Source organism: Streptomyces lacrimifluminis, assembly GCF_014646095.1.
Classification (GTDB): domain Bacteria; phylum Actinomycetota; class Actinomycetes; order Streptomycetales; family Streptomycetaceae; genus Streptomyces; species Streptomyces lacrimifluminis.
Genome location: NZ_BMMU01000002.1, coordinates 313,274 through 340,004 on the forward strand (window position 1 = coordinate 313,274; position 26,731 = coordinate 340,004).

Here is a 26,731-nt window from a genome sequence, read left to right on the forward strand (position 1 = left end):
TCCGTTGGAGACCGCACGATGACGCCGGGGAAAAGGGTTCGCCCCCTTCTTCTCGTGGCGGTTCTCGGCGCTGTCCTGCTCGGACTGTGTCTTCTGTCACTCGCCCTCGGCGCGGCCAGCATTCCGCCCGATCAGGTGGTGCGGGCGCTGTTCGGTGACGCGCCCAGCCGGTTCGTGGACAACGTCATCTGGTCGGCGCGGGTACCCCGCACGGCGCTCGGTCTGTCCGCCGGGGCGGCGCTCGGACTGTCGGGCGCGCTCATGCAGGCACTGACACGCAATCCGCTGGCGGACCCCGGAATTCTCGGAGTCAGTGCCGGTGCCGCGTTCGCGATCGTGCTGGCGGTCGGAGTGTTCGGAATCGGGTCGTTCTACGGGTACGTGTGGTTCGCCTTCGCGGGTGCGATGGCGGCCAGCGTCCTCGTGTATCTGCTGGGCGGGCTCGGGCGCTCCGGGCTCACACCGGTCAAACTGGCGCTCGCGGGCATCGCCGTGACCTCGCTGCTGTCGTCCTTCACCAGCGCGATCGTGCTGACCGACCCCGATGCGCTCAACCGCTTCCGCTTCTGGTCGGCCGGTTCGATGGCCGACCAGGACGGCGAGACCGTCCTGCGGATCCTGCCCTTCCTCGCCGTGGGCGCGCTGCTGGCCCTCGCCTCCGCGCCCGCCCTCAACAGCATGGCCCTGGGCGACGACGTGGCGGCGTCCCTCGGCCGGCGGCTGGGTCTGGTGCGGCTCCAGGGCGTGATGGCGGTCACCCTGCTGACCGGGGCCGCCGTCGCGGTCATCGGCCCGGTCGTCTTCATCGGGCTCGTCGTACCCCATGTCGCCCGCGTACTGGCCCAGATGGCGGGGATCGGCCCCGACCAGCGCTGGCTGCTGCCGCTGTCCGCCGTGCTCGCGCCGATTCTGCTGCTCGCCGCGGACATCGTCGGGCGTCTGGTGGCCAGGCCCATCGAGGTCCAGGCCGGGGTGATCGTCGCCTTCATCGGCGGGCCGTTCTTCATCGCCCTGGTGCGGCGCCGGAAACTGGCGGAGGTGTGACATGACGAACGCCAAGTCCACCGGTGACGCCACCGCGTCGGCACCCGCGCGCCCCTCCCTCCGCGTCCAGCGCACCTACCGCCTGGCATTCCCGCCGGTCTCCGGGATCCTCCGCCCCCGCCTGGTCACGGTCACCACGCTGCTCGCCGTGGGCACGTTCCTCGTCTTCTGCTGGAGCCTGACGATCGGCGACTACCCGATCCCCTTCACCGACGTCGTCCGCGCCCTGACCGGCTCCGGCGACCCCGGCACCGTGCTCGTCGTCCAGGAACTGCGGCTGCCGCGCTCCCTGGTGGGGCTGCTGGCCGGAATCGCGTTCGGGGTGTCCGGCGGGCTGTTCCAGACCATGACCCGCAATCCGCTGGCCAGCCCCGACATGATCGGCCTCACCCAGGGCGCGGGCACCTTCGTGGTCGTGGGCATCGTCCTGGGCTGGGACGGCGGCCTCGGCACCCAGACGCTCGGTCTGCTCGGCGCGCTGACCACGGCCCTCGTCGTGTACGCGCTGGCCTGGCGGCGCGGCACCACGGGCTACCGGATCATCCTGGTCGGCATCGGCGTCGCCTGGATCTGCACGAGCGCCACCGACTACCTGGTCGCCAGGGGCGGCCGGTTCCAGGCACAGGCCGCGCTGGGCTGGCTGGTCGGCAACCTCAACGGCCGTACGTGGTCGGATGTCGGGCCGCTCGCGATCGCCCTGGCCGTCCTGCTGCCGACGACACTGCTGCTCGGCCGGCTGCTGCGCACGCTCCAGCTGGGCGACGACGTGGCGACCGGCCTGGGCACCCGTGTACAGCCCGTACGCCTCGCCGTCCTGCTCGCCGGCGTCGGGCTGATCGCCTTCGCGACCGCGGCCGCCGGGCCGGTCGCCTTCGTGGCGCTGGCCGCCCCGCAGATCGCCCTGCGCCTCGCGCGCACCGCCTGGCCGCCCACGCTCGCCTCGGGACTGACCGGGGCGCTGATGGTCCTGGGCAGCGACCTGATCGCCCGTACGCTGATCTCCGGCACGGAACTGCCGGTCGGAATCGTCACCGGCGTGCTCGGCGCGCCGATCCTGCTCTGGCTGCTCGTCCGCGCCAACCGCGCGGGTTCAGGAGGCTGATCCCATGTCGACGGACCCCACGATGCCGGCTGACGCCCTGTCGACGGCCAAGGCCACCACGACCTCCGAGGACGCCATGCCGGCCGATCCCCTGCCCACCACCGCGGAGCCGGCCGCCGACCCGGACCTGAGGGCGACGGGACTGCGACTGTCGTACGACAACCGGGTGGTCGTGGACGGCCTCGACCTGGTGGTACCACCCGGCCGGATCACGGCCATCGTCGGCGCCAACGCCTGTGGAAAGTCGACGCTGTTGCGTGCCCTGGCCCGGCTGCTCGCACCCCGCGAGGGTGCCGTCCACCTGGACGGCCGGGCCCTCCAGTCCATCCCCACGAGGGAGTTGGCGCAGCGCCTGGGCATCCTGCCCCAAAGCCCGGTCGCGCCGGAGGGGTTGACGGTCATCGACCTTGTCAACCGGGGCCGGTCGCCGCACCAGACGTGGTGGCGGCAGTGGTCGAAGGCGGACGAGCAGGCCGTGCACGAGGCGCTCGCCGCCACCGACATGACCGACCTCGCCGACCGCCCGGTGGACGAGTTGTCCGGTGGCCAGCGGCAGCGGGCATGGATCGCGATGGCGGTCGCCCAGGGCACCCCGGTACTCCTCCTGGACGAGCCGACGACGTATCTCGACCTGGCCCACCAGATCGACGTACTGGACCTGATCACGGACCTCAACCGCCGCGAGAACCGCACCGTCGTGATGGTCCTGCACGACCTCAACCAGGCCTGCCGGTACGCCGATCACGTCGTCGCCATGAAGTCCGGCCGGATCGTGGCGGAGGGGCCGCCGGCGGAGGTCATCACGGCGGAGACCGTGGAGGACGTCTTCGACCTGACGTGCCGCATCACCCTCGACCCGGTCAGTGACACCCCCATGGTGATCCCGATGGGCCGCCACCACCAGGACGCGCGCGCCAGGACGTCCTCGTGACGTGCCCGGCGCCGGCCCGCGTTTCCAGCCCGTCCGGCGTTCGAGAACAGGCCCGTTAAGGGCCGTAGGGGGTTTGGGGGCGCAGTCCCCACACCACGTTCCGCCGCAGTGGGCCCTCCGGGACGGTCAGGTCGTCGAAGTCCCTGTCCGGGTCGTGGGTCATGCCGAGGCGGCGCATCACCGCCTGCGAACGGAGGTTGGTGGCCGTCGTGATCGCCAGGACCTCTTCGAGGCCGAGGCCCTTCTCGTCGAAGGCGTGGGCGACCACCGCACGGGCAGCCTCCGTCGCATAACCGTGACCCCACGCGGAGCGGGCCAGCCGCCACCCCGCCTCGACGCCCTCGAACGCCATGTCGTCCTCCACGGGGTCCAGCCCCGCGAACCCGATGAACTCACCGGTCCCCGTGACCTCCACCGCCCACCAGCCCCAGCCCCGTTCGTCGAGACCGGTCTGGAATCGGGCGGCGGAGGCTTCGCTCTGTTCACGGGTGAGGATGGCCCCGAGGTGCTCGCGGACCTCCGGGTCGGCGTTCATGGCCGCCCAGGGGGCGAGGTCGGAGGGGCGCCAGGAGCGCAGGACGAGGCGTTCGGTTCGCAGGTCGGGCATGGCGCCATCCTGGCGTGATCACGCGTCCACGTCGACCGGGATTCGGCCCGCCCGCGAACCGCCCCCTCCGTCAGGGCCGGGCCGTCAGATACCCGCCCATCGTGCGGAAGTACTCCGTCGCCGCGATCTCCGACCCGTCCTCCGTCCGCACCCGTTTCACCAGCAGCCCCCGCAGGCGCCCGTTCCGGGCCTCCGTGCCCGCGACCACGACGATCCCGTCGCCCTCGCGGATGAAGATCCGGCCGGGGGTGCCGCCGTAGCAGCCCTCGGAGACCGCGGCCTCGACGATGCGTATGCGCTGCCCCTTGTGATGGGTGAAGGCGTTGGGGTACGGGTCCGACTGGGCGCGGACCAGGCGTTCGAGATCCTCGGCCGGCCAGGTCCAGTCGATGCGGCTGTCCTCCAGGGAACGCTTGTGGAAGAAGCTCGCCCGGCTGCGGTCCTGCGGAATCCACTCCGCACGGCCGGAGGCGATGAGCCCGAGGGACTCGTGGACGACCGGTGTGATCAAGTCCACAGTGCGGTGGAAGAGGTCGGTCACCGTGTCGCGCGCGCCCACCGGGACCGCCCGCTGCAACAGAACGTCACCGGCGTCGAGCTCTGCGTTCATGCGGTGGGCGGTGACACCGACCTCCCGTTCGCCGTTGATGAGCGCCCAGATCAGCGGGGAGAAGCCCGCGTACGCGGGGAGGAGCGAGTCATGGATGTTGAGCGTGCCGTGCGCGGGAAGGTCGAAGATCTCGGGGGGCAGGACCGTGCGCCAGTTGTTGGCGACAATCAGATCTGGCGCCAACTCCCGTAGTTTGCCGAGGAGTTCGGGGTCATCGGGGCGATTGCGCAGCAGGACCGGGATGCCGTGCTTCTCGGCGAGGTCGGCGACGGAGTCGTCCCAGATCTTCTCGTACACGTGGTCGCTCTTGGGGTGGGTGACCGCCAGGACCACCTCGTGATCGGAGTCCAGCAGGGCCTGGAGCGTGCGGTGCCCCCAGGCCTGATAGCCGAACATGACGACCCGCATATTCGATCCTTCCGTAGGACACACCATTGCAAGGTAAGGCTAACCTTATTTAATATCAGTGGCGCCTAGGGGAAGGGAAGTTGCGGTGAACGCACTGCACGACGAGCCGGACGCCATCCATGACGTGCTCGGTATCGGCTTCGGCCCGTCAAATCTGGCGCTGGCGATAGCCATCGCGGAACACAACGCACAAGCCGCGCCCGAGGAGCGGATCCACGCCGAGTTTCTGGAGCGCCAGCCACGGTTCGGCTGGCACCGCGGCATGCTCATCGACGACGCGACCATGCAGGTGTCCTTTCTCAAGGACCTGGTCACCATGCGCAACCCGACCAGCGATTTCAGCTTCCTGTGCTTCCTGCGGGACCGCGGCCGGCTGGTAGACTTCCTCAACGCGAAGACCCTCTTCCCGCTGCGGATCGAGTTCCACGAGTACTTCGAGTGGGCGGCGGCGCGGATCGCGGACCAGGTGACGTACGACGCCGAGGTCGTCTCCGTGGAGCCCGTACTGACCGAGGACGGCGAGGTCCGCTGGTTCGACGTGGTCAGCCGCGTGCCGGGCGATCCGGGTCGTACGGTGGTCCGCCGGGCCCGCAACATCTCGGTCGCCGTCGGTCTCGAACCGCACGTACCGCCGGGCACCGCCCTGTCGGACCGCATCTGGCACAACAGCGAACTGGTCCCCCGCACTCGCGAGTTGACCGACTCGGGCGCCTCGGTGGGCCGCATTCTCGTACTCGGCGCGGGACAGAGCGGCGCCGAGGCCGTGGACTACCTGCACCGCTCCTTCCCCGGCACCGAGGTCTGCGCGGTCTTCGCCAAGTACGGCTACACGCCCGCCGACGACAGCCCGTTCGCCAACCGGATCTTCGACCCGGAGGCGGTGGACGTCTACTTCCGGTCCCGGCCGGAGGTGAAGCAGTCCCTGCACGACTACCACCGCAGCACCAACTACTCGGTGGTCGACATGGATCTGATCGAGACGCTGTACGCCACCATGTACCGCGAGAAGGTCCAGGGCAACGAGCGGTTGCGGATGCGCAACGTCTCCCGCATCCGGGACGTCGAGCAGTTGGACGACCGGCTGGACGTCACCGTCGAGTACCTCCCCACCGGAGAACGGGAGGTGCTCTCCTGCGACGTGCTCGTGCACGCCACCGGCTACCGGCCCCGCGACCTCGACACCATGCTGGGCAGAGCCGCCAAGCTCTGCCTCCGGGACGACAACGACGCCGTACGGGTCGGCCGCGACCACCGGGTCGAGGTCTCGCCCGAGGTCACCGCCGGCATCTACCTCCAGGGGGCGACCGAGCACACGCACGGTCTCACGTCCACGCTGCTGTCGACGACCGCCGTCCGCTCGGGGGAGATCCTCGACTCCCTGCTCACCCGGCGCACGACCGAGGCCGTCACCGGAGCTGGGCAACTGTCTGCAACTTAGAGTAGCCTCACCTAAGTTTTCGCCTGTCCGAGTGCACACACCACGCCCTCGGGCAGGCCCTACTGGCCCAAACTGTCGTCCGATCCCGGAGGGGTACGGGTGAGTAGTCCTTCACAGCTGTCGGGGCGAGACGTCCTGCGGCAGGCGGTCAGAGGGCAGCGGCGTGACGTCGCCCTCGGCGCGCTCCTCGGCTCCGGCCACCAACTCGGCGAAGTGATGGTGCCGGTGGTGATCGGCCTGGTCATCGACCGCGCCGTCACGGGCTCGGACACCGGCGCCCTGCTGAGCTGGCTGGCCGCCCTCGCCGTCGTCTACGTCGGTCTCGCGCTCAGCTGGCGCTTCGGCGCCTGGTCCGCCGACCGGGCCGCCGCCCAGGCCGAACACACCCTCCGCATCACCCTCGTACGCCGCGTCCTGGCCCCCGGGGGCGGCGCGGAGGAGGGCCGGTTGCCCGGCGCCCTCGCCAACATCGCCACCGAGGACGCCAAACGCGTCGGCGCCGTCAGCATGGCGGCCATGGGCGGGATCTCGGCCCTCGTCGGCATCCTCGTCGGCGCGGTCGTCCTGCTGCGCATGTCCGTCACCCTCGGGCTGGTCGTGCTGCTCGGCACTCCTGTGCTGTTGTGGCTGGGGCATCTGCTGAGCAAGCCACTGGAGTCGCGCAGCGAGGCCGAGCAGGAGCGGGCCGCGCACGCCTCGGCCGTCGCCGCCGACCTGGTGGCCGGCCTGCGCATCCTCAAGGGCATCGGCGGCGAGGCCACCGCACTGGCCCGCTACCGCACCACCAGCCGCGACTCCCTCCAGGCCACCCTGAAGGCCGCCCGCGCGCAGGCCTTCCAGAGCGGCATGGTGCTCGCCCTCACCGGCTGTCTGATCGCCGCCGTCGCCCTGGTCGGTGGCCGGCTCGCCGCCCAGGGGGACATCAGCCTGGGCCAGTTGGTGTCGGCGGTCGGGCTCGCCGTCTTCCTCGTCGGCCCGCTGGAGACCCTGGCGTGGGTCAACGCCGAGCTCGCCCAGGGCCGGGCCTCGGCCACCCGCATCGCGGAGGTGCTGGCCGCCCCGCACAACGTCACCCCGGGCACGGCGCCCCTGGCCCAGCCGGTGCGCGGTGCGATCCGCCTGACCGGCGTCAGCCTCGGCGGGCTCAAGGGCCTCGACCTCGACATCGCGCCGGGTGAGCTGCTCGGCGTGGTCGCGACCGACCCCGCGCACGCCACCGACCTGCTGCGCTGCCTGGCCCGGCAGGCCGACCCCGAGGCAGGCACCGTCGAACTCGACGGCGTCCCCCTGCGGGACCTGGACCCGGCCGAGCTGCGCACCGCGCTGCTGGTCGCCGAGCACGACGCCGACCTCTTCGAGGGCACCCTCCGCGGCAACGTCACGGCGGCAGCGCCCGACCGCTCCGACCCCGGACAGGCGATGACCGCGGCCGGTGTGGCCCAGGTCGCGCAGACCCTCCCGGACGGCGAGGACACGGCGGTCAGTGAGCGGGGCCGCTCGCTCTCCGGCGGACAGCGTCAACGCGTCGCGCTGGCGAGGGCGTTGGCCGCGGAACGGCCCGTCCTGGTGGTCCACGATCCGACGACCGCCGTCGACACGGTGACCGAGGCGGCCATCGCCACCGGCGTCCGGGAGATCCGCAAGGGCCGTACGACGGTGCTGGTGACCACCAGTCCCGCACTGCTGTCGGTGACCGACCGGGTCGTACTGCTGGAGGACGGGCGGATCACCGACACCGCGCCGCACGCCGACCTGATCGACCGTCACGAGACCTACCGAGCGGCGGTCCTGGCATGAGCGACCACGAACTCTCCGACAGCACGCGGGAGTTGTTGCCCACCGCGACACCCCGGCGCACCCGTGCCGCGGTCCGCGAGCTGGTCCGCCCGCGCCGCCGGCTGGCTCTCGGCGCCTTCACCGTGATGGTCGCGGCGACCGCTGTCGGGCTGCTCGTCCAGCCGCTCCTGGGCCGCATCGTGGACCTGGTCGCCGAGCACCGCCCGCCCGACGACCTCACCCTCCCGGTCGTCCTGCTGGTCCTGGTGGCCGTCTCACAGGGCGCCGCCACCGCGCTCGGGCTGTCCCTGGTGTCCCGGCTCGGGGAGACCGTGCTGGCCCGGTTGCGCGAGCGGTTCGTCGAGCGGGCCCTGCGGCTGCCCCTGGAACAGGTGGAGAAGGCCGGGTCCGGCGACCTCAACGCCCGTGTCACCAGGGATGTCTCGGTGGTCGGCGAGGCGGTGCGCAACGCGCTGCCCGAGCTCGCCCGCTCGCTGCTCTCCATCGTGCTGACCTTTGCCGCGATGGCCGTCCTGGACTGGCGTTTCCTGCTGGCCGCGCTGCTCGCGGTACCCATCCAGGCGGGGACCGCGCGCTGGTACGTGCGCAACGCCGTGCCGCTGTACGCCGAACAGCGCATCGCCATGGGGGCCCAGCAGCAGCAGTTGCTGGACACCATCGGGAGTGCCGGTACCGTACGGGCGTTCCGGCTGGAGGAACCGCACACCGAGTCCGTCACCCGACGCTCGTCCGCCGCGGTCGCGTTGACGATGCGGGGCGTGCGGCTGGTGCTCGACTTCTACAACCGGCTGCACCTCGCCGAGTACACAGGCCTGGCTGCGGTCCTGGTCACCGGGTTCCTGCTGGTGCGCGCCGAGTCCGTGTCCATCGGTACGGCCACGGCCGCCGCGCTCTACTTCCACAGCCTCTTCGGCCCGGTCAACCAGGCCCTCGCGCTGCTCGACGACGCCCAGTCGGCGACGGCCGCGCTGGCCCGGCTGGTCGGTGTCGCGGACGTACCGGAGCCCGAGGCCACTCCCCCGGCGCCCACGGCACGGCAGCGCGAGCCCGGCACGGTCACCGTGACCGGGGTCCACCACGAGTACGTACCCGGCCGTCCCGTCCTTCGGGACGTCCATCTCACACTGGCCGCCGGGGAACGGGTCGCGCTGGTCGGGTCGAGCGGTGCGGGCAAGACGACGCTCGCCAAACTCATCGCGGGTGTGCACGAGCCGACCTCCGGCACGGTTCGGCTGACCGGCGTCTCGACGTCCGCCCACAGCCTGCCGGTTGCCCTGGTCACCCAGGAGACGCATGTCTTCGCGGGCCCGCTCGCCGACGACCTGCGTCTCGCGCGCGCCGACGCCACGGACGAGGCCCTGCGTACGGCCCTGACCGAAGTCAGCGCGCTGGACTGGGTGTCGGCACTGCCCGAGGGCCTGGCCACCGTCGTCGGCGAGGGCGGCCACCGGCTCACCGCCGCTCAGGTGCAGCAACTCGCCCTGGCCCGGCTGGTGCTGGCGGATCCGCCGGTCGCCGTGCTGGACGAGGCGACGGCCGAGGCCGGCAGTACCGGTGCGCGGCTGCTGGAGAGGGCGGCCGACCGGGCGATCGAGAACCGCACCGCGCTCGTGGTCGCCCACCGGCTCACCCAGGCCGCCGACGCGGACCGGATCGTCGTCATGGACGGCGGCCGGATCGTGGAGAGCGGCACCCATGACGAGCTGTGCGCGGCGGCCGGCACCTACGCCCTGCTGTGGCAGGCCTGGTCCGGTACCCGCACGACAGCCGAGAAGCCCCCCACGCGTCCCAGCACCGACACCACCACCGTGAAGGACCACTGATGTTCGGCTCTCCCAGAGGCACTCGGCTCGCCGCCGCGTTCACCTCCGTACTGCTCCTCTTCGGCACCGCCACCGCCTGCGGCTCCGACGACGACGCCGGCACGGCGGGCTCCGCCGCCGACGCGTCCGCCAACTCCGCCTTCCCGGTAACCCTTTCGCACAAGTACGGCAGCACCACGATCAAGTCCGAGCCCAAGCGGATCGTCACGGTCGGTCTGACCGACCAGGACGCCGTGCTCGCACTGGGCAAGGTGCCCGTCGGCACGACCGAGTGGCTGGGCGGCTACAAGGGCGCGATCGGCCCGTGGGCGGCGGACAAGCTGGGCAGCGCGGCGGCGCCGACCGTCCTGAAGGACACCGGCACAGGCCCGCAGACCGAGAAGATCGCCGCGCTCCGGCCGGACCTGATCCTCGCGGTCTACGGCGGTCTGACGAAGGCGCAGTACGACACGCTGTCGAAGTTCGCCCCGGTGGTGGCGCAGCCGAAGGAGTACAACGACTACGGCGTGCCGTGGCAGAACCAGACCGAGATCATCGGCAAGGCGCTCGGCCAGGAGGCCAAGGCGAAGGAACTGGTCACGGGGGTCGAGTCCGACTTCAAGAAGGCGGCGACCGAGCACCCCGAGTTCGCCGGTGCCACCGCCGTGATGGCGACCCCGTACGAGGGCACCTTCGTCTACGGCAGCCAGGACTCGCGCTCGCGCGTCCTCACCGACCTCGGTTTCACGCTGCCCACCGACCTGGACAAGGTGATCGGTGACGAGTTCGGGGCCAACATCAGCAAGGAGCGCACCGACCTCCTGAACACGGACGCGATCGTGTGGATCGTCTCCGACACCACCAAGGACAAGGCGGCGCTGCGCAAGGACCCCCTGTACGCGGACCTGAAGGTGGCGAAGGAGGACCGTGAGGTCTTCGTCAAGGAGAGCAGCGACTACGGCAACTCCGTGTCCTTCGTGTCAGTGCTGAGCCTGCCCTACATGCTGGAGCGGCTGGTCCCGCAGCTGTCGGCGGCCGTCGACGGCAAGACGGCCACGAAGGTGACCGAGCCGACGAGCTGACGGCCGGTCATACGACGGTGGCCCGACCGGAGTTCCGGTCGGGCCACCGTCCGTTACCGCCTGCGACTCACGTCGTGGGCCTGATCTGCCACTGCTGGCAGTTGTTGCCGAGCCACGTCCACTGGCGTACGTCGCCGCCGTTCGCGGTGGAGCAGTCGGCGACGTCGGCGACCTTGCCGGTGGACTCGTTCACGATCCGGACGTAGTCGCCGGTGGCCGTGTACACGAGCCTGAACTTCTGGCAGTTGTTGTTCAGCCAGGACCACTGGCGCAGATCGGTGCCGTCGGCCGTGGCGCACTCCGCGGTGTCCAACACCTTGCCGGTGGCGACGTTGACCAGTCGGCTGGTGTCGTTGGCCTGGTCCTCGATGCGCCACTTCTGGTTGGTCCCGCCGTTGCAGGTCCACTGGAGGATGTTGGTGCCGTCGGCGGTGTTCCCGCCCTCCACGTCAAGACACTTGCCGCTGTTGCGGTTCACCAGCGTGTACGCCGTCGGGGTCGCGGCGGTCTCGCCGGACGGGCCGGGCAGCGTGGTGCCGAGCGCGACGGGGGTGCCGAAGTTCGGCGTGCCGTCCGCGTTCCAGGTGAACTTCTGAGCGCGGGTGGTACGGCCGTTGCCGCAGCCGCCCGAGGCCGAGTCGTTGGCGTGGTAGACGATCCAGTTCTCGGTGCCGTCCGGCGAGGTGAAGAACCCGTTGTGGCCGGGCCCGTAGATCCCGGCAGCGTCGTTGCGCTGGAAGACGGGCGTCTGCTTCTTCGTCCACGAGGACGCCAACAGCGGGTTGGTTCCGGTGAGTTCGAGCTGACCGAGCTTGTAGTCGGCGGTCTGGCAGTAGCTCGCGGAGAAGGTGAGGAAGGTCCGGCCGTCGTGGTAGAGCGGCTCGGGTCCCTCGTTGACGGGCGCCCCGGAGGTCTCCCAGGCCAGCGTCGGCTGCGAGATGAGGCTGAAGGTGGAGCCGCTGACCGTGTACGGGTTGGTCATGGGCGCGATGACCAGGCTCTGCTTGCTGCCGCCGATGGCACCGCTGCCGACCAGGTAGAGCTTGCTGTTGTACCTCAGCACGGTGGCGTCGATGAGCCAGCCGCCCGGGTCGAGGTTGGCCCCGGTGAGCTGGTTCTTGAAGGTGTACGGGCCCATCGGATCGGTGCCGGCGCTCTCCACCACGTACGTCCGCTGCTGGTCGCAGCAGGCGGCCCCGCTCGGCGCCCCGGAGTAGTACAGGTACCAGCGGCCGTCGAAGAAGTGCAGCTCGGGCGCCCAGAAGTTGTTGTTGCGGGTCGAGGTGGTGTCACTCCAGACCTGCACGCTGGGAGCCGTGGCCAGCCCGGCCAGGGTCGGTGACTTGCGCATGGTCAGGACGCCGGTGAAGGACGTGGTGACCAGGTAGTAGTTGCCGTTGTAGTACTCCAGCCAGGGGTCGGCGCCCTTCTGGGACTTGACCGGGTTCGTGTACGGGCGCCCCTCGGCCGCGGCGGCGGGCTGAATGCCGACGACAGGTACGAGCAGCGCCAGCAGCGCTGCCAGGAGAGTCAACCAGTGACGGGTACGGAACACAGACAGGTCCCTTCTCATGGCCACATTGTTCGAAATCCCAGACGATGTACGTAACTTCGACCAGAACATAGGTACACGGGATGCACACGTCAACGTTTGTGACAGGTTCGGTTCCGGTTGACGTCGGTTGCGTAAAAACAAGTTGTCCGACCTGCCGAACATCGTTCGAAAACTCTTGACGACCCAGGTCGCACCGATTGACACTCTCGCAACGCGCGGACACACAGACGAAATCTGATGTCTCCCGTTACACCCCCCTACCGCCCCCCGTGTCCGAGCAGAGGAAGCCGAAACGATGCAACTCGCGAGATCACGCGGCCGCAGCAGACCCTGGTCACAACGGCTCGCCGGACTGACCGCCGCATCGCTTCTCCTCGGCCTCGCCGGGCCGTTGGCCATATCGGCTCCCGCGCAGGCCGCCGCGTCCGATCTCACCGACGGTCTGGCCCTCTGGTACAAGCTCGACGCGGCCTCGGGCACGACCGTCGCCGACGCCTCGGGCAACGGCCGTACGGGCACGGTGAACGGGACCGCCGGCTGGTCCAACTCCGGTGAGGGCCTTGCCTTCAACGGGTCCGACACCTACGTCAAGGTGCCGGACAACATCATGAGCGGCATGAACTCGATCACCGTCTCGATGGACGTGAAGGTCGACTCCGCCCAGTCCAACCCGTACTTCATCTACGGCTTCGGCAACACCAGCGGCACGGCCGGCAACGGCTACCTGTTCACCACGGGCAACTCGTACCGGACCTCGATCGCCAGCGGCAACTGGTCGACGGAACAGACGACGCGGAGCGCGGGCACGAACCTGCAGCGCGCGGTCTGGAAGCAGATCACCTACACCCAGACCGGCAACACGGGCGTGCTCTACGAGGACGGCGTGGAGGTGGGCCGCAACACGGCGATCACCCTCACCCCCGGCTCCATCGGCTCCGGCACGACCACCGCCAACTACCTAGGCAAGTCGGTCTACCCCGGCGACAACCTGTTCAAGGGCAACATCCGCGACTTCCGGGTCTACAACCGGGCGCTGGCCGGCTCGGAGGTCGAGGAACTCTCCCTCCCCGTCGCCGCGCAGGGCGTCGCCGCCGACAGGTCGGCCCTGACACTGGGCGACACGAGCGCGGTGGTCGCCGACCTGACCCTGCCGAGCGCGGGCCCCGCGGGTGGCTCCGCCATCACCTGGGCGACCGACAACGCCTCCGTGGTCTCGTCCTCCGGCGCCGTCACCCGCCCCGCCGCCGGCCAGCCGGACGGCCACGCCACGCTCACGGCGACCCTGAAGAAGGGCCCGGTGAGCGACACCAAGACCTTCGGCGTCACCGTCCCGGCCCTCTTCGACGACGCCACGGCCACCGAGCGGGCCGCCGAGGCGCTGACCGTCCCGAACATCGACGACGTACGCGGCAACATCACGCTGCCCTCAACGGGCGTCTACGGCACGGCGGTTGCCTGGTCCTCGGCGAACCCGGACGTCATCGCGACCGACGGTGTGGTCCACCGCCCCGCGCACGGCGCCGGCGGCACGACGGTCGACCTGACCGCGACGATCACCAAGGGCACGGCCACCGCGACCCGCACCCTGACGGCCAAGGTCCCCGAACTCCCCGCGAAGGAAGCCCTCAAGGGCTACATGTTCAGCTACTTCACCGGCGAGGGCACCTCGGACGGCGAACAGCTCTACGCGGCCCTCAGCAAGGGCAACGACCCGCTGAAGTGGCGGGAGTTGAACGACGGCAAGCCCGTCCTGACGTCGACGCTCGGCGAGAAGGGCCTGCGCGACCCGTTCATCATCCGCTCCCCCGAGGGCGACAAGTTCTACCAGATCGCCACCGACCTGCGGATCTACGGCAACGGTGACTGGGACGCCTCCCAGCGCACCGGCAGCAAGTCCATCATGGTGTGGGAGTCCACGGACCTGGTCCACTGGACCGACCAGCGGCTGGTGAAGGTCTCCCCCGACTCGGCGGGCAACACCTGGGCGCCGGAGGCCTTCTACGACGCCGAACTCGGCTCGTACGTCGTCTTCTGGGCCTCGAAGCTGTACGACAACGCCGACCACTCCGGCGACACGTACAACCGCATGATGTACGCGACGACCCGTGACTTCCGCACCTTCAGCGAGCCCAAGGTGTGGATCGACCGCGGCTACTCGGTCATCGACTCCACGATGATCAAGGACAAGGACACCTACTACCGCCTCTCCAAGGACGAACGGAACAACAGCTCCTCGACGCCGAACAGCAAGTTCATCTTCGAGGAGAAGAGCGACTCGATCCTCAACCCGTCCTACACCGCCGTCGCCGAGGGCATCGGCAAGGGTGCGATGAGCGCGGCCGAGGGTCCCCTGGTGTTCAAGTCGAACACCGAGGAGAAGTGGTACGCGTTCCTCGACGAGTTCGGCGGTCGCGGCTACATCCCCTTCGAGACGACGGACCTCGCCTCCGGCGTCTGGACCCCGTCCACCAACTACGACCTGCCGTCAAAGCCCCGGCACGGCACCGTGCTCCCGGTCACCCAGGCCGAGTACGACCGGCTCCTGAAGACCTACCAGCCGGACCAGATCATCACGGACGCCGAGGACGTCAAGGTCCAGACGCGTATCGGTGACGCCCCGGTCCTGCCCGCCACCGTCATCGCCGAGTCCGCGGACGGTGTGAAGCGACCCGTCGCCGTCACCTGGGAGGCCGTGGCCGAGTCGCAGTACGCGCAGGCCGGCACCTTCACGGTGAAGGGCGACCTGGCGGGCGACTCCGCGATCGAGGTCAACGCCGAGGTCACTGTCTCCGCCGAGGGCCCGGACGTCCCTGCCGACCTGCTCCTGCGCTACGACTTCGACGAGACCGGCGGCAGCATCGCCCGCGACTCCAGCGGCCACGGCTACCACGGCACCTATGTCCGTACGCCCGACTTCGGGACCGGCGTCGACGGCGGCTCGTTCAAGATGGCCGGCGGCAACAGCGGCTCCAGCTCGCCGTACGTGAAGATCCCGGGCGGGGTCCTGAAGGACGCGAACAGCGTCACCGTCTCCACCTACGTCAAGTGGAAGGGCGGCGACAACTTCCAGTGGCTGTTCGGGCTCGGCCCCGACAGCAACAAGTATCTGTTCGCCACGCCCTCCAACGGCGCCGGCAAGCTGTTCTCCGCGATCACCAAGGCCACCTGGTCCGGTGAGAAGCAGATGATCGGCGGCTCCCAGCTCACCCAGGGCCAGTGGAAGCACCTCACCGTCACCCTGGACGGCGCGACCGAGACGGCGGTCCTCTACGTCGACGGTGCCGAGGCGGCCCGCGTGAACGGTGTCACCATCAAGCCCTCCGAGCTGTACGACCCGGCGAAGGACTACTCCGGCTACATCGGCAAGTCCATGTACTCCCCGGACCCGTACTTCGGTGGCGAGGTCGACGACTTCCGGATCTACAACCGGGCCCTGACGCCCGCCGAGGTCCTGGAACTGAGCGGCAACACCACCGGGATCGCCGCGGCGACCCACCCGGCGCTCAAGGTCGACGCGATCATCAACGACAAGGACGGCAAGGTCGTCCTGCCGCTCACCCCGGGCAGCAATGTCAAGGCCCTGGCACCGGAGTTCACCCTGGCCCACGGCGCGACCATCAGCCCCGCCTCCGGCACCCTGCGCGACTTCACCAAGCCGGTCACGTACGAGGTCACCGGCTCCGACGGCAAGAAGCGCACCTGGACGGTGTCGGCCGTGGAGATGAAGAGCCCGGTGCTGCCGGGTCTGAACGCGGACCCGAACATCGTGCGCTTCGGCGACACCTTCTACATCTACCCGACCACCGACGGCTTCGAGGGCTGGAGCGGCACGCAGTTCAAGGCGTACTCCTCCACCGACCTTGTCCACTGGAAGGACCACGGCGTCATCCTGGACCTCGGTCCCGACGTCAGCTGGGCCGACAGCCGCGCCTGGGCACCGGCCATGGAGGAGAGGAACGGCAAGTACTACTTCTACTTCTGCGCCGACGCGAACATCGGCGTGGCGGTGTCGGACTCCCCGACGGGCCCGTTCAAGGACGCCCTGGGCAAGCCGCTGCTGAAGGCGGGTGACTACCCGGGCCAGATGATCGACCCGGCGGTCTTCACCGACGACGACGGCACGTCGTACCTCTACTGGGGCAACGGCCGCGCCTACGTCGTCCCCCTGGGCGACGACATGGTCTCCTTCGACGCGTCGAAGGTCGTCGACATGACGCCGAGCAACTACAACGAGGGCACGTTCGTCATCAAGCGGAACGGCACCTACTACTTCACGTGGTCGGAGAACGACACCCGCGACGAGAACTACCAGGTGGCCTACGCGACCGGTCCCTCGCCCACGGGCCCCTGGACCAAGCGCGGTCTGATCCTGCAGAAGGACCTCTCCCTGGGCATCAAGGGCCCCGGCCACCACTCGATCGTCCAGGTACCGAACACCGACGACTGGTACATCGCCTACCACCGCTTCGCGATCCCCGGCGGCGACGGCATGCACCGCGAGACGACCATCGACAAGCTGGAGTTCGACGCCGACGGTCTGATCAAGAAGGTGATCCCGACCCTGTCGAGCATCGACCCGGTGACCATCGTCCACGCGGGCGCGGACGCCAAGGGCCAGGAAGGCAGCACGATCCCGCTCACGGGCACCATCTCCGGTGCGGGCAAGCCGAGTTGGAGCGTGAGCCCGACAACCCCCTGCACGCTCTCCAGCACGACCACGATCCCGACGTCCCTCACCTGCCGGGACAACGGCACGTACGAGGTCACGCTGACGGGTGGCCGCAGCAAGGACACCCTGAAGGTGACGGTCACGAACGCGCCGCCATCGATCACCTCGGTCCAGGGCCCGAGGACCCCGGTCCCGGCGGGCAAGAACACCCCGGCGCGCATCTCGGCGAAGTTCACCGACCCGGGCCGCGCCGACACCCACACCTGCAAGATCGACTGGAAGGACGGCACCACCCCGACGTCGGGCAAGGTAACGAACGGCATCTGTGAGGCGAGCCACGCCTACCTGAAGGCGGGCATCATGCGCCCGACGGTCACGGTGACGGACGACGACAAGGCAGCGGCCACCGTTCAGCTCCCCGAGCTGATCGTGTTCGACCCCAAGGCCGGCGTGGCGGGCACCGGCGTGATCGCTTCCCGGCCGGGCGCCTACCCGGCCGACCCGAAGCTGACCGGCAAGGCGGCCTTCTCCTTCGGCGCCCTCTACCGGAAGGGCGCCACGGTCCCGACGGCCACGGCCTCCTTCGACCTCGCGGCGCCCGGCAAGTCGAAGGCGAAGGTGCGGTTCCGCTCCACGTCCTCGGACTGGCTGGTGGTCACCGGCTCCACGGCGGTGTACCAGGGCTCCGGCACGGTCAACGGCAAGGACGGTTACGCCTTCCGTATCACGGCGACGGACAAGCCGGACACGTTCCGTATCCGGATCTGGAAGAAGTCCACGGGCGACGTCGTGTACGACAACCGCACGGGGACCGCGACCAAGGGCATCGTCTTCCGCCGATAGGCGGGAGGTACAGGTCGCGCCGGACAGCTGGACCTGAGGGCGCGCACACCGAGTTGGGCCTCACCGCCCGCTCGGTGTGCGCGCCCTCGGCGTTCCGCCGCCCGGCTCCGGCGCACCCCTGTCACAAGGAGAGCCGCTGTCAGGTCTCGCCCGGCACAAGGACCGCATGCGGAAGGCATGGGCCATGTGAAGTCGTAGTGATCGGTGGCACCGGACTCATGGGCTCGAAGCCGGGCGTCAGGCTACAAACTGCTTCCTCCCCAAAAGGGTCCAGGAGGAGCCGATCAGGGTCGAACCGCTCGACGACATCTGGATACCGATGCTCGGCATGATCACCACCATCCGTGAGGGCGTGCGCAGGTGGGGAGGGCTTGACCGCAGCGCCCGGTCCGTGTGGCCCACCGGATCACGGGTACTCGTGGCGGTGACATGACCCCTTGAGGTCTCTCAGGCTCCCTGAGGAGATGACTCGGATGCGGTTCATCGGACTGCTCCTCCTCGCGGCCACCGGTGCGTTCACGGGTCTGGTAATCGCCGACAATTTGTCCGGCGGGCCCGATTACACCGTGTCGCTGCTCGATCGCGATATCGCCACCCTGAACACCCTGGCCATCTTCTGCTCCGGCCTCGCTCTGGCACTGATCTTCTGCCTGGGTCTGGCCATGGCGATGCGCGGGGCGGCACACCGGCGCCGGCGCGACCCGCGCACCCGCCGGACCCGGGTGTCCGGGCCGGACACGATGGCCGGACCGAACCTCCAGCACTGACGAGGCCCGCCATCAGGATCGGCGCCCCGTCCTCCGACCACGACGACACATTTGCCGACCGTGACTGACACCGACCCGATGCCGTTCCGCCGCTGGTCCGCGACGGCTCCACACATTCGACGGCGGCTGACGGTCACTGTCACCCACCACGGATTTGGCATCACGCCGCCATCACATGGCACCCGAACGCGACCAGCGGGCCTGCCGTTTCTCGCAGACCCGCTGGTGAACACCGTCGGGACGACAGGATTTGAACCTGCGACCCCTTGACCCCCAGGAGTGAGGGTCGGGGGTATTTTCTGGATGTAACAGTCTTAATCTGGATGCGATTTGTGTGTCCAAGGCTCTGCCGTGCGCCATCGCGCACACCGTGTGGTCCCCAACTGGTCCCCACCCGCATGTCATAGCTCTGCCGCCAGGCCACTCCGTGAAGCGTCCTCGCGACAACCAAGCTGCGAACTGCCCCGCTCATTGCGGCAGTCTGCCGATACGATCCCGTTCCCAGGGCTGGGGGCTCCGTTCACAGGTGTGCGTCCAGTCTCATGACGCTCTACCGCAGAAGAGGAACGAACCCTGTGAGCATCGCTCGCGCAGAGGCGCGGGTACAGCCTGCCCGCTCTGGTGACCCGAAGCAGGTCAGCCCCTACCGGATCACCGGCCGTCTCGGCGCGGGCGGCATGGGTACCGTTCACGCCGGTCTCGACTGGATGAGGCCAGTGCCACGTGGACGACGGCTCATGTGCCACGTGCAGTGCCCGAGTGGGGGCGGCCTGCTTGACGAGGCGCCATGGAGATCGGCCCGCTCCGGACCGCCCGCTCAACGGTACCGATCGAGGGCACGCTCGCCACGCAGGCCCGCACGTTGCGAGTTACCCACCTCGTGGGCCTGTTCAGATACAGATCGGCCTGTTCAGATGCAGATCACGATCTTTCCTCGGGTGCGTCCGCGCTCGGCGTGCGTGTGGGCGTCGGCGATCCGTTCCAGGGGGTAGGTCTGTTCGATACGGGGTGTGTAGCGGCCTTGCCCGCCCAGCTCCGCCGCCGCGGACAGGAGGGCGGAGTCGTTCACCGCGTTGGCCACATGCGTGCCCAGGCGCTGCCCGCCCGCGTGGTCGGCGACCGTCGCGACGCGCTTCGGGTCGCCCGCGATCGCCACGAGGCCGTCCAGGGAGCCGGAGGCCGCGGTGTCGAGCACGATGTCGACGCCGTGCGGAGCGAGGGTGGTGAGGCGCTGTGCGAGGCCGGGGCCGTAGGTGGTGGGAACGGCGCCGAGAGAGGTGAGGAACTCGTGGTTGCGTTCGCTGGCTGTCCCGATCACGGTGGCAGCACCTTGTGCCACGGCGATCTCGACCGCCGCGCTGCCCACGCCTCCGGCGGCGCCCTCGACGAGGAGGGTGCGCCCCGCGAGGGAGCCGAGCGCGTTCAGTCCACCTATCGCGGTCACGGACGCGAGACCGGCGCCTGCGGCCTGCTCGTCGTTCCACGTGGCGGGGGTGTGCGCCCAGGCCGAGAGGATGAGCAACTCTGCGGTCGCGCCGGTGACGCCGCCCAGCCCGAAGACCCGGTCGCCGATGCTCACCCCCTGCACCCCGACACCGATCTCGTCGACCACACCGGCGCCGTCGCGCCCGGGAATGTCGGGCAGATCCAGGGGGAAGATCTGGTGCAGGGCGCCGGAGCGCAGCTTCCAGTCGATGGGATTGACGCTGGCCGCCGCGACGCGGACACGAATCTCACCGGGTCCGGGGTGGGGGTCGGGGGCCTGCTCGATCACCAGGCTCTCCACTCCGCCGTATTCGTGGAACCGGGCTGCGCGCATGATGGTCTGCCTTACTTTGACGGGCCGGAATGACGTGTTCATCCGACGCCCGTCACTCTAGAACCTGACGTTGACGTGAGGTGCAAGCCGCAACTGCCGCCCGGCCGGAGGAGGACAGGCGCGGATGGGTGAGGTTGCCGAGCGGGCGGGGGTGAGCGTGAGGGCCTGCGCCAGTACGAGGGATCACGCCGCCCGTCACGGTCGACACCCATGCGCCCTCGGGCGGGCTCGGCGATCCCGGCGCGACGCGAGGACTGCCATGCGTACGTGAACCACGTGAACGCCCTCGGGTCCGCCACCGGGTCATGATCGATCCCGGCGCCGGCAAGGGTTCGATCGGCCCCCAGGGCTGCCCCGGAGCCGGTATTGCTAGCCTGAACCTGACGTCGACGTGAGATACGAGCGGGAAGGGATGACCTGCGTCATGCGCATCGGACAGCTCGCCAGGCGGTCAGGGGTCAGCGTGCGGGCCCTGCGCTACTACGAGGAACAGCGGCTCCTGGAATCGGCGCGGACGCCCGGAGGTCAGCGTGATTATCCCGACGAAGCCCTGGAGCGGGTCCAGCTCATCCAGGACCTCTTCGCGGCCGGCCTCTCCAGCCGTACCGTCGTCGAACTCCTGCCGTGCGTGAGCACCGGCGTCGCGACCCCCGCCATGCTCGACCAGCTCATCATCGAACGCGACCGCATCGCCGCACGCATCCAGGACCTGACCCGGGCCAAGACCAAACTCGGCCGCGTGATCGAGAATGTGACCGCAGCGAACGTGGCGCAGGACTGATCAACCCGTCGCGAGGGGTGGGGGCCCCGACCTGTCCGGATCCGGCATCCACCGGGCACTGGCCGGCCACGGGAAGCCCCAGGCGTATCCGGAGGCCGTCGAAACAGCGTTCGTCGCGCTCGCTGCCCCCGGACACACGCCGGGCAGCGGTGGGCAGGGCAGGCCGCGGCTGACCACGGTACCGGCACACCGCAGGACCGTCAGCCGCAACCTCTCCGACCGGACAACGTCCACGAGCGGACAGCAAGAGTTCGGGCGGCCTGCGGCTGGATCGACCACGCCATCGATACCGGAGAGGTGGACAGGTGACTTCCTGTGGCCATCAGCCTGGATTCGCATGGCCGCTCACCCGGACTTCGCCATGGCCACTCTCAACAGGTGGACGTGGCCTCTTCCTTGTCGCCGCACTGCCAACTGAGTGGGGATCTCATTCCTGCGCAGCAGGGAAGCGAATTACACCCCGGGAAATCAGCCCAGAACCATCAAGGAGAGCCATGAGAACACTACAAAGCACCCTGCTGGGCCTTGCGGCGATCGGACTGATGGTCGCCACAGCCCCCTTCAGCGCAGCGGACGAACGTGCCTCCGGTTCGGCGGATTCCGCGCGAACGGCGGCCACCGGATCCACGTCGGGGGCGGCGGCGCCGAAGCCGTCGACGCAGCGAGCCGCCGCGGCCGACGCCAGGGTCTACGTGTACCAGGACCTCAACTTCACCGGTACCTGGTGCGGCATGGGCGGCAACGAGCGCGACTACCGGAGCATCAGCAACTGCCCCAACATGGACAACATCACCACGTCCGTCTGGAACAACGGATACGTGGCCGTGTTCGACGACATCCGCCTGCACCGGGACTAGGCATACAGCGGCCCCAACATGTGTATCCGTCTCGGCGACAGCTGGGGCAACCTCGACCTCGGCTGGGAAGTGTTCAACAACGGCGAGCACGCGAACGACAAGATCAGCTCGCACATCTGGGCCAACAGCTGCCCGTAGCAGGGGTTCCGGTAGCACTCGTCGAAAACCGACAGCTGCGGATCAACCGTACGGGGTAGCGTGCGACACCGCGCCGGGTTCCTTCGCCCTCCGGCAGGGGCCCGGCCGCGGGCCGACCCGCGCAGTCGACCCGCACTCGCCGTGAGCCGCCGGGATCAGCCAGGGCGACGAGGTCGTCGCTGCGGCCGGTGCGCATGGACCACGCGGCGGCCTCGCCGCTGGTGGATGCGAAGTGGGCCTCGGCCGGCCGGGGTCTCCGACGCCACCGGCACCGAAGCCGTTACTGATGGCTCGTGGGCGGTGTCACAGGGCTGGATGACGATCGCGGTGACGGTCAGGGTGCCGTTGAAGCAGCCGCCGGTGCGGCACTCTCCGCACACCTCAGCGCGTTGCGCGCCCCGCGATCTCTTCCCGCAACGACTGTCCTCACCCGCTGACGCCGGTCAAGGAAGGCTGGTCCCCACCTGGTCCCCAGAAATGACCGAAGGGCGGTTTCGGATTCCTCCGAAACCGCCCCTGACCTGCGACTCGTTCGAGTCGGGACGACAGGATTTGAACCTGCGACCCCTTGACCCCCAGTCAAGTGCGCTACCAAGCTGCGCCACGTCCCGGTGCCGTTTCCCGCGGTTGCCCCGCGTGATCACGCGTGCAGAACTTTACCCCACGTCAGGGGCTGCCCCTAAGACGGCAGGGGGCGCGCGACAATCGGTGCATGAGCAGTGCGTCTGAGGATCGGGCAGCAGGGGACGGGCGGGACCGGGACCAGGAGGGGCGGGCTCGCAACGCGCGGCCACGGGACGGGCTCGGGCGCCCGCTGCCGTACGGCGAGCACGGGGTGGGCCGGCAGCCCGAAGGGGTCGTACGCCGCCCCGAGGAGAGCGTCGCCGAGGCGCAGACGTTGCTGGACGCGGGAAAACCGTTCCACGCGCACGAGGTCTTCGAGGACGCCTGGAAGTCGGGGCCGGAGGAGGAGCGCGGCCTGTGGCGGGGGCTCGCGCAGCTGGCCGTGGGGCTCACGCACGCCGCGCGCGGGAACGTCACGGGCGGCGTCCGGCTGTTGCGGCGCGGGGCCGGCGCGGTCGAGGAGTGGGCAGCCGTGGGTGCGCGAGCGGAGCCGTACGGGATGGACCTCTCGGGGGTCGTCGCCTGGGCGCGGGAGCTGGCGGCGGAGGTGGAGCGGGAGTCCGTGGCCATCGACGCGGAGGCCCGGGCACCACGGTTGTCGAGCCGTACCGCCGACGGCTGACCTGGGCAGACGGCCGCGTTGTGTGCGGCGCCTGCGGTCTGTCCCGGGGCTGGTCCGGCAGCTCGGTCGTGTTCTCGGGCGGCACGGCCGCCCCGGCACACGACCCGTACTTCCGCATCCCCGTGTGGCTGCAGACGGAGACCCGTCACGGTTGGCTGTGGGCGTACAACCTCGAACACCTGACCCACATCAGGCGGTTCGTCGCGGCCTCCCTGCGCGAGCGAGCGCCCTGGTACGACACCGGTCAGAAAATGACCCTGGTCGCCCGGCTGCCGGTATGGATCAAGAGCGCCAGGAACCGGGACGAGATCCTGCGCGCCGTCGACCGCACGCAGGCCATGCTCGGCCCGGGGCGGCGCCCGGACGGCCGCTGATCAGCGCAGCAGCAACTGCGCCCCGCCCACCACCGTGGCCGCGATCACCAGCTGCTCGAACAGCCGCTGGTTGATTCGGCTCACGGCCCATTTGCCGAGAAACGCCCCGGGGATCACGAACACCACGAGCGCCGCGTCCAGCAGCAGCGATTGGCCGTCGATCAGGCCGAGGCCGGCGCTGAAGGGAACCTTCGAGACGTTGACGATCAGGAAGAAGAACGCCGACGTTCCCAGAAAGCCGAGCTTCCGGAAACCGGCCGACAGGAGATACATCGACATGACCGGGCCGCCCGCGTTGGCGACCATCGTCGTGAAGCCGCCCAGGACACCGTACGAGCGAGCCTTCAGACGGCCGGTGGGTGTACTCACCGCGTCCGGTTCGTTCCCCGCCGATTCCGCAGCCGACTCCGATTCCGGCGCTGCCTCCGTCCGCCGTCGGCGCCACACCGTCACCCCGGACATGAACAGCAGGATCGCCCCGATCGAGGTCCGTACGACCTCGTCGTCCGCCCACACCAGGAACACCGTGCCGACGACCACGCCCACCGCGACCGCCGGGAACAGCCGCCACAGGGTCGGCCAGTGGGCGTGTCGGCGATAGGTCAGGACGGCGAGCACGTCCCCGGCGATCAGGATCGGCAGCAGCACGCCGGTGGACTCGCGGGCGGGCAGGACTGCCGCGAAGATCGCCAGGCTGACCGTGTTGGCCCCGCTGACGGCGGTCTTGGAGAAGCCGACGAGCACCGCCGCGGCGGCGAGCGCCGCGAACTCCCAGTGCGTTATGTGCCAGAGCGTCATCGTGTTCATGCGGACACCGATGCTAAGCCCACCCAACTGCCGCCGTAAGCACCGTCTCGCCAAGTGACCCCTGCCCCACCCGGACGCGTCACCGTGGACCGGCCGCCCTGCCCCTGGGAAGATCCACACACACCGCACACGCTCCACGACGCAGCCGGAGATGCCATGGCCGAGTCCCGCGAGTACAACCTCACCGGCACCAGGGGCGCGATCGCCGTCCGCGAGTGGCCCCGGACCGCCCGCGGTGATTCCGAACGCCCACTCGACCCACCACCCCGCTACCTCGCCCTCCTCTCCCACGGGTACGGGGAACACACGGGCCGCTATGACGAGCTCGCCCGCGTCCTCGTGGCTCACGGTGCGGCCGTCCTCGGCCCCGATCACCAGGGACACGGCCGGTCGGCGGGCGAACGGGCGGTGATCGTGGACTTCGAGGACGTCGTCACGGACCTGCACACCGTCGCCGACCTCGCCCGGGCCGCTCACCCGGACGTGCCGGTCGTCCTGATCGGCCACTCCGCCGGCGGCCTGATCGCGGCCCGCTTCGCGCAGCGGTACGGCGACGAACTCGCCGCGCTCGTCCTGTCCGCGCCCGTGCTCGGCAGCTGGGACCTCCCGGGGCGGCTGCTCGACCTCGACGAGATCCCCGACCGGCCCATCAACCCGGCCGCGCTGTCCCGCGATCCCGCGGTCGGGGCGGCGTACGCGGCGGACCCGCTGGTCTGGCACGGCCCGATGAAACGGCCGACGCTGGAGGCGTTCGTACGGACACTGGAGACCGTGGCGAAGAGTGGTGACATCGGACCGCTGCCGCTGCTGTGGCTGCACGGCGACGACGACCGGCTCGTCCCGCTCGCCGGGAGCCGCGTGGGCGTCGAGGAACTGCGCGGCACCGACTGGACCGAGCGGATCTTCCCGGGCGCCCGGCACGAAGTCTTCCTGGAGACGGACAGGGCGTCGGCCTTCGCCGAGCTGACCGCCTTCGTGGACCGGGCGCTCGCGCACCGGCCCGAATGATCGCCCTCCCCGGAGGCTGATGTCCCTCCTCCCCGGGTCCTGATCGCTCTTCGTCGCCACCGGTGGCCGTTTCTGTCACGTTTCCGTCCCTCGGGCCTGGGCACCCGCGTTTGCATGGAGTGGTTGCGGCGAGCCGCATGCAAAGGGGAGGACCCCGAGTTGTTCTTCCCCGTGGGCACGATGGGGCCGGCGGTGCGGGACATCGCCGCCGCGAAGCTCGTGTGCGCCCACTGCCCGGTGGCCTCGCAGCCTGGACCGGGCATTGCGCAGCGGTCAGACCGCGGGCGTGTGGGGCGGCACCTGCGAGGACGAACGCGCCGCGCTGCTCCGTAACGCGCGAGAACGGGTCCGGTAGCGAGAATCCGGGCCGAGAAACGAGGAGGAGCACCCATGACCGTCGTGAAGAGCAGCCTGCCCGAGCCGGAGCGCCGGATCACCGGCGACGCCCTGCAGGCGACTCTGGTGGATCTGCTGGCGCTGTCACTGATCGGGAAGCAGGCCCACTGGAACATCGTGGGGCCCAGGTTCCGTTCGATCCACCTGCACCTCGACGAGGTGGTGTCGGCGGCCCGCACGTTCTCCGACACCGTCGCGGAGCGCGCGGCGGCACTCGGCGTGTCGCCGGACGGCCGCCCGGAAACCGTCGCCTCGGCCTCCGTGTTCCAGGGCCCGAAGGACGGCTGGATCCAGGACACGGACGTCGTCCGGCTCCTCGTCGAGGCACTGGCGACGGCGATCGAGCGCCTGCGTGAACGTATCGGTGCGACGGAGGAGGCAGATCCGGTGACCCAGGACCTGCTGATCGGCATCACGGCCGAACTGGAGAAACAGCGCTGGATGTTCGAGGCGGAGAACGCGACCCGCGACGCCTGACCGGATTCCCTGCCGCCCTCTCCTGACGTTCCTCACCCCGGCAGCCACTCCCCGCCGACGCTCAGGTCGGTCGCGTTGACTGAGCGGTTGCACAGCAGGAAGTCCACGGCGTCCACCACGTCGACCGTCGTGGCGAGTCGACCGGTGGGTGTACGGGCCGCATTCCGGCCGGT

Annotated in this window: 19 protein-coding genes, 1 tRNA gene and 2 pseudogenes; 16 read left to right on the plus strand and 6 right to left on the minus strand. The window is 69.7% G+C overall.

The window, feature by feature from the left end:
- The first annotated feature begins 18 nt into the window (after positions 1 to 18).
- The 3 genes from IEY89_RS04480 (at position 19) to IEY89_RS04490 (ending at position 3,077) form a co-directional block, all read left to right on the plus strand.
- Positions 19 to 1,044 (plus strand): FecCD family ABC transporter permease, encoded by a 1,026-nt coding sequence (locus tag IEY89_RS04480; RefSeq protein WP_189145925.1) that lies wholly within the window; start codon positions 19 to 21, stop codon positions 1,042 to 1,044.
- Between the two features lies 1 nt (position 1,045).
- Complete coding sequence (locus tag IEY89_RS04485; RefSeq protein ID WP_189145926.1) at positions 1,046 to 2,146, plus strand: FecCD family ABC transporter permease; 1,101 nt, start codon at positions 1,046 to 1,048, stop codon at positions 2,144 to 2,146.
- Positions 2,147 to 2,222: 76 nt separating this feature from the next.
- Positions 2,223 to 3,077 (plus strand): ABC transporter ATP-binding protein, encoded by an 855-nt coding sequence (locus IEY89_RS04490; protein ID WP_189146098.1) that lies wholly within the window; start codon positions 2,223 to 2,225, stop codon positions 3,075 to 3,077.
- Positions 3,078 to 3,132: 55 nt separating this feature from the next.
- Here IEY89_RS04490 and IEY89_RS04495 read toward each other — a convergent pair whose 3' ends face one another.
- Together IEY89_RS04495 and IEY89_RS04500 are read right to left on the minus strand one after the other, a co-directional pair.
- Positions 3,133 to 3,684: a GNAT family N-acetyltransferase gene (locus IEY89_RS04495; protein ID WP_189145927.1), complete on the minus strand. Its 552-nt coding sequence runs from the start codon at positions 3,682 to 3,684 to the stop codon at positions 3,133 to 3,135.
- 70 nt (positions 3,685 to 3,754) lie between these two features.
- Entirely contained in the window at positions 3,755 to 4,702 is a 948-nt protein-coding gene (locus IEY89_RS04500; protein ID WP_189145928.1) for a methionyl-tRNA formyltransferase, read from the minus strand.
- 85 nt (positions 4,703 to 4,787) lie between these two features.
- Here IEY89_RS04500 and IEY89_RS04505 point away from each other — a divergent pair, with 85 nt between their 5' ends.
- From IEY89_RS04505 to IEY89_RS04520, 4 genes are all read left to right on the plus strand, one after another.
- Complete coding sequence (locus IEY89_RS04505) at positions 4,788 to 6,140, plus strand: lysine N(6)-hydroxylase/L-ornithine N(5)-oxygenase family protein (protein ID WP_189145929.1); 1,353 nt, start codon at positions 4,788 to 4,790, stop codon at positions 6,138 to 6,140.
- 99 nt (positions 6,141 to 6,239) lie between these two features.
- On the plus strand, positions 6,240 to 7,937 hold the full coding sequence (locus IEY89_RS04510) for an ABC transporter ATP-binding protein (protein ID WP_189145930.1): 1,698 nt from the start codon (positions 6,240 to 6,242) through the stop codon (positions 7,935 to 7,937).
- Positions 7,934 to 9,760, plus strand: coding sequence for an ABC transporter ATP-binding protein (locus IEY89_RS04515; protein ID WP_189145931.1), 1,827 nt, complete (start codon positions 7,934 to 7,936; stop codon positions 9,758 to 9,760). Before IEY89_RS04510 ends, IEY89_RS04515 begins: the two co-directional genes overlap by 4 nt.
- On the plus strand, positions 9,760 to 10,821 hold the full coding sequence (locus tag IEY89_RS04520; RefSeq protein WP_189145932.1) for an iron-siderophore ABC transporter substrate-binding protein: 1,062 nt from the start codon (positions 9,760 to 9,762) through the stop codon (positions 10,819 to 10,821). The genes IEY89_RS04515 and IEY89_RS04520 overlap by 1 nt, the downstream gene beginning before the upstream one ends.
- Before the next feature lie 67 nt (positions 10,822 to 10,888).
- Here the strand turns inward: IEY89_RS04520 and IEY89_RS04525 are convergent, their stop codons facing one another.
- Entirely contained in the window at positions 10,889 to 12,394 is a 1,506-nt protein-coding gene (locus tag IEY89_RS04525) for a family 43 glycosylhydrolase (protein WP_189145933.1), read from the minus strand.
- A 277-nt stretch (positions 12,395 to 12,671) separates the two neighbouring features.
- Between IEY89_RS04525 and IEY89_RS04530 the strand changes: the two genes are divergently transcribed.
- Together IEY89_RS04530 and IEY89_RS04535 are read left to right on the plus strand one after the other, a co-directional pair.
- Positions 12,672 to 17,888, plus strand: coding sequence for a family 43 glycosylhydrolase (locus IEY89_RS04530; RefSeq protein ID WP_189145934.1), 5,217 nt, complete (start codon positions 12,672 to 12,674; stop codon positions 17,886 to 17,888).
- A 473-nt stretch (positions 17,889 to 18,361) separates the two neighbouring features.
- The gene (locus IEY89_RS04535) at positions 18,362 to 18,655 is read left to right on the plus strand and encodes a hypothetical protein (RefSeq protein WP_189145935.1); all 294 of its coding nucleotides are present in this window, start codon (positions 18,362 to 18,364) and stop codon (positions 18,653 to 18,655) included.
- Positions 18,656 to 19,565: 910 nt separating this feature from the next.
- Here the strand turns inward: IEY89_RS04535 and IEY89_RS04540 are convergent.
- Positions 19,566 to 20,474, minus strand: coding sequence for an NADP-dependent oxidoreductase (locus IEY89_RS04540; RefSeq protein ID WP_189145936.1), 909 nt, complete (start codon positions 20,472 to 20,474; stop codon positions 19,566 to 19,568).
- Between the two features lie 424 nt (positions 20,475 to 20,898).
- Between IEY89_RS04540 and IEY89_RS04545 the strand changes: the two genes are divergently transcribed.
- The gene (locus IEY89_RS04545; RefSeq protein ID WP_097289521.1) at positions 20,899 to 21,255 is read left to right on the plus strand and encodes a MerR family transcriptional regulator; all 357 of its coding nucleotides are present in this window, start codon (positions 20,899 to 20,901) and stop codon (positions 21,253 to 21,255) included.
- Between the two features lie 494 nt (positions 21,256 to 21,749).
- Entirely contained in the window at positions 21,750 to 22,112 is a 363-nt protein-coding gene (locus IEY89_RS04550; RefSeq protein ID WP_189145937.1) for a hypothetical protein, read from the plus strand.
- Positions 22,113 to 22,787: 675 nt separating this feature from the next.
- Here the strand turns inward: IEY89_RS04550 and IEY89_RS04555 are convergent.
- Positions 22,788 to 22,861, minus strand: a tRNA-Pro gene (locus IEY89_RS04555).
- Positions 22,862 to 22,962: 101 nt separating this feature from the next.
- On the opposite strand from IEY89_RS04555, the gene IEY89_RS04560 reads away from it, so the two are divergent.
- On the plus strand, positions 22,963 to 23,496 hold the full coding sequence (locus IEY89_RS04560; RefSeq protein ID WP_189145938.1) for a DUF309 domain-containing protein: 534 nt from the start codon (positions 22,963 to 22,965) through the stop codon (positions 23,494 to 23,496).
- An 11-nt stretch (positions 23,497 to 23,507) separates the two neighbouring features.
- Positions 23,508 to 23,870: pseudogene (locus IEY89_RS04565) on the plus strand (hypothetical protein); the annotation flags it as partial.
- Here the strand turns inward: IEY89_RS04565 and IEY89_RS04570 are convergent.
- On the minus strand, positions 23,871 to 24,677 hold the full coding sequence (locus tag IEY89_RS04570; RefSeq protein WP_189145939.1) for a sulfite exporter TauE/SafE family protein: 807 nt from the start codon (positions 24,675 to 24,677) through the stop codon (positions 23,871 to 23,873).
- A 156-nt stretch (positions 24,678 to 24,833) separates the two neighbouring features.
- Between IEY89_RS04570 and IEY89_RS04575 the strand changes: the two genes are divergently transcribed.
- The 3 genes and pseudogenes from IEY89_RS04575 (at position 24,834) to IEY89_RS04585 (ending at position 26,558) form a co-directional block, all read left to right on the plus strand.
- On the plus strand, positions 24,834 to 25,685 hold the full coding sequence (locus IEY89_RS04575; protein WP_189145940.1) for an alpha/beta hydrolase: 852 nt from the start codon (positions 24,834 to 24,836) through the stop codon (positions 25,683 to 25,685).
- A gap of 114 nt (positions 25,686 to 25,799) precedes the next feature.
- Positions 25,800 to 26,040 (plus strand): annotated as a pseudogene (locus IEY89_RS04580) (WhiB family transcriptional regulator).
- Between the two features lie 35 nt (positions 26,041 to 26,075).
- Entirely contained in the window at positions 26,076 to 26,558 is a 483-nt protein-coding gene (locus tag IEY89_RS04585; protein WP_189145941.1) for a Dps family protein, read from the plus strand.
- Positions 26,559 to 26,731: the final 173 nt, after the last annotated feature.

Bases quoted from the DNA above. Each gene is read 5' to 3' on its own strand.
- IEY89_RS04490 (WP_189146098.1), top strand. From the start codon at position 2,223: ATGCCGGCCGATCCCCTGCCCACCACCGCGGAGCCGGCCGCCGACCCG.
- IEY89_RS04560 (WP_189145938.1), top strand. From the start codon at position 22,963: ATGAGCAGTGCGTCTGAGGATCGGGCAGCAGGGGACGGGCGGGACCGG.
- IEY89_RS04495 (WP_189145927.1), bottom strand. From the start codon at position 3,684: ATGCCCGACCTGCGAACCGAACGCCTCGTCCTGCGCTCCTGGCGCCCC.
- IEY89_RS04545 (WP_097289521.1), top strand. From the start codon at position 20,899: ATGCGCATCGGACAGCTCGCCAGGCGGTCAGGGGTCAGCGTGCGGGCC.
- IEY89_RS04530 (WP_189145934.1), top strand. From the start codon at position 12,672: ATGCAACTCGCGAGATCACGCGGCCGCAGCAGACCCTGGTCACAACGG.
- IEY89_RS04550 (WP_189145937.1), top strand. From the start codon at position 21,750: ATGAGAACACTACAAAGCACCCTGCTGGGCCTTGCGGCGATCGGACTG.
- IEY89_RS04480 (WP_189145925.1), top strand. From the start codon at position 19: ATGACGCCGGGGAAAAGGGTTCGCCCCCTTCTTCTCGTGGCGGTTCTC.
- IEY89_RS04515 (WP_189145931.1), top strand. From the start codon at position 7,934: ATGAGCGACCACGAACTCTCCGACAGCACGCGGGAGTTGTTGCCCACC.
- IEY89_RS04570 (WP_189145939.1), bottom strand. From the start codon at position 24,677: ATGAACACGATGACGCTCTGGCACATAACGCACTGGGAGTTCGCGGCG.
- IEY89_RS04485 (WP_189145926.1), top strand. From the start codon at position 1,046: ATGACGAACGCCAAGTCCACCGGTGACGCCACCGCGTCGGCACCCGCG.
- IEY89_RS04540 (WP_189145936.1), bottom strand. From the start codon at position 20,474: ATGCGCGCAGCCCGGTTCCACGAATACGGCGGAGTGGAGAGCCTGGTG.
- IEY89_RS04535 (WP_189145935.1), top strand. From the start codon at position 18,362: ATGCGGTTCATCGGACTGCTCCTCCTCGCGGCCACCGGTGCGTTCACG.
- IEY89_RS04525 (WP_189145933.1), bottom strand. From the start codon at position 12,394: ATGAGAAGGGACCTGTCTGTGTTCCGTACCCGTCACTGGTTGACTCTC.
- IEY89_RS04500 (WP_189145928.1), bottom strand. From the start codon at position 4,702: ATGCGGGTCGTCATGTTCGGCTATCAGGCCTGGGGGCACCGCACGCTC.
- IEY89_RS04520 (WP_189145932.1), top strand. From the start codon at position 9,760: ATGTTCGGCTCTCCCAGAGGCACTCGGCTCGCCGCCGCGTTCACCTCC.
- IEY89_RS04575 (WP_189145940.1), top strand. From the start codon at position 24,834: ATGGCCGAGTCCCGCGAGTACAACCTCACCGGCACCAGGGGCGCGATC.
- IEY89_RS04585 (WP_189145941.1), top strand. From the start codon at position 26,076: ATGACCGTCGTGAAGAGCAGCCTGCCCGAGCCGGAGCGCCGGATCACC.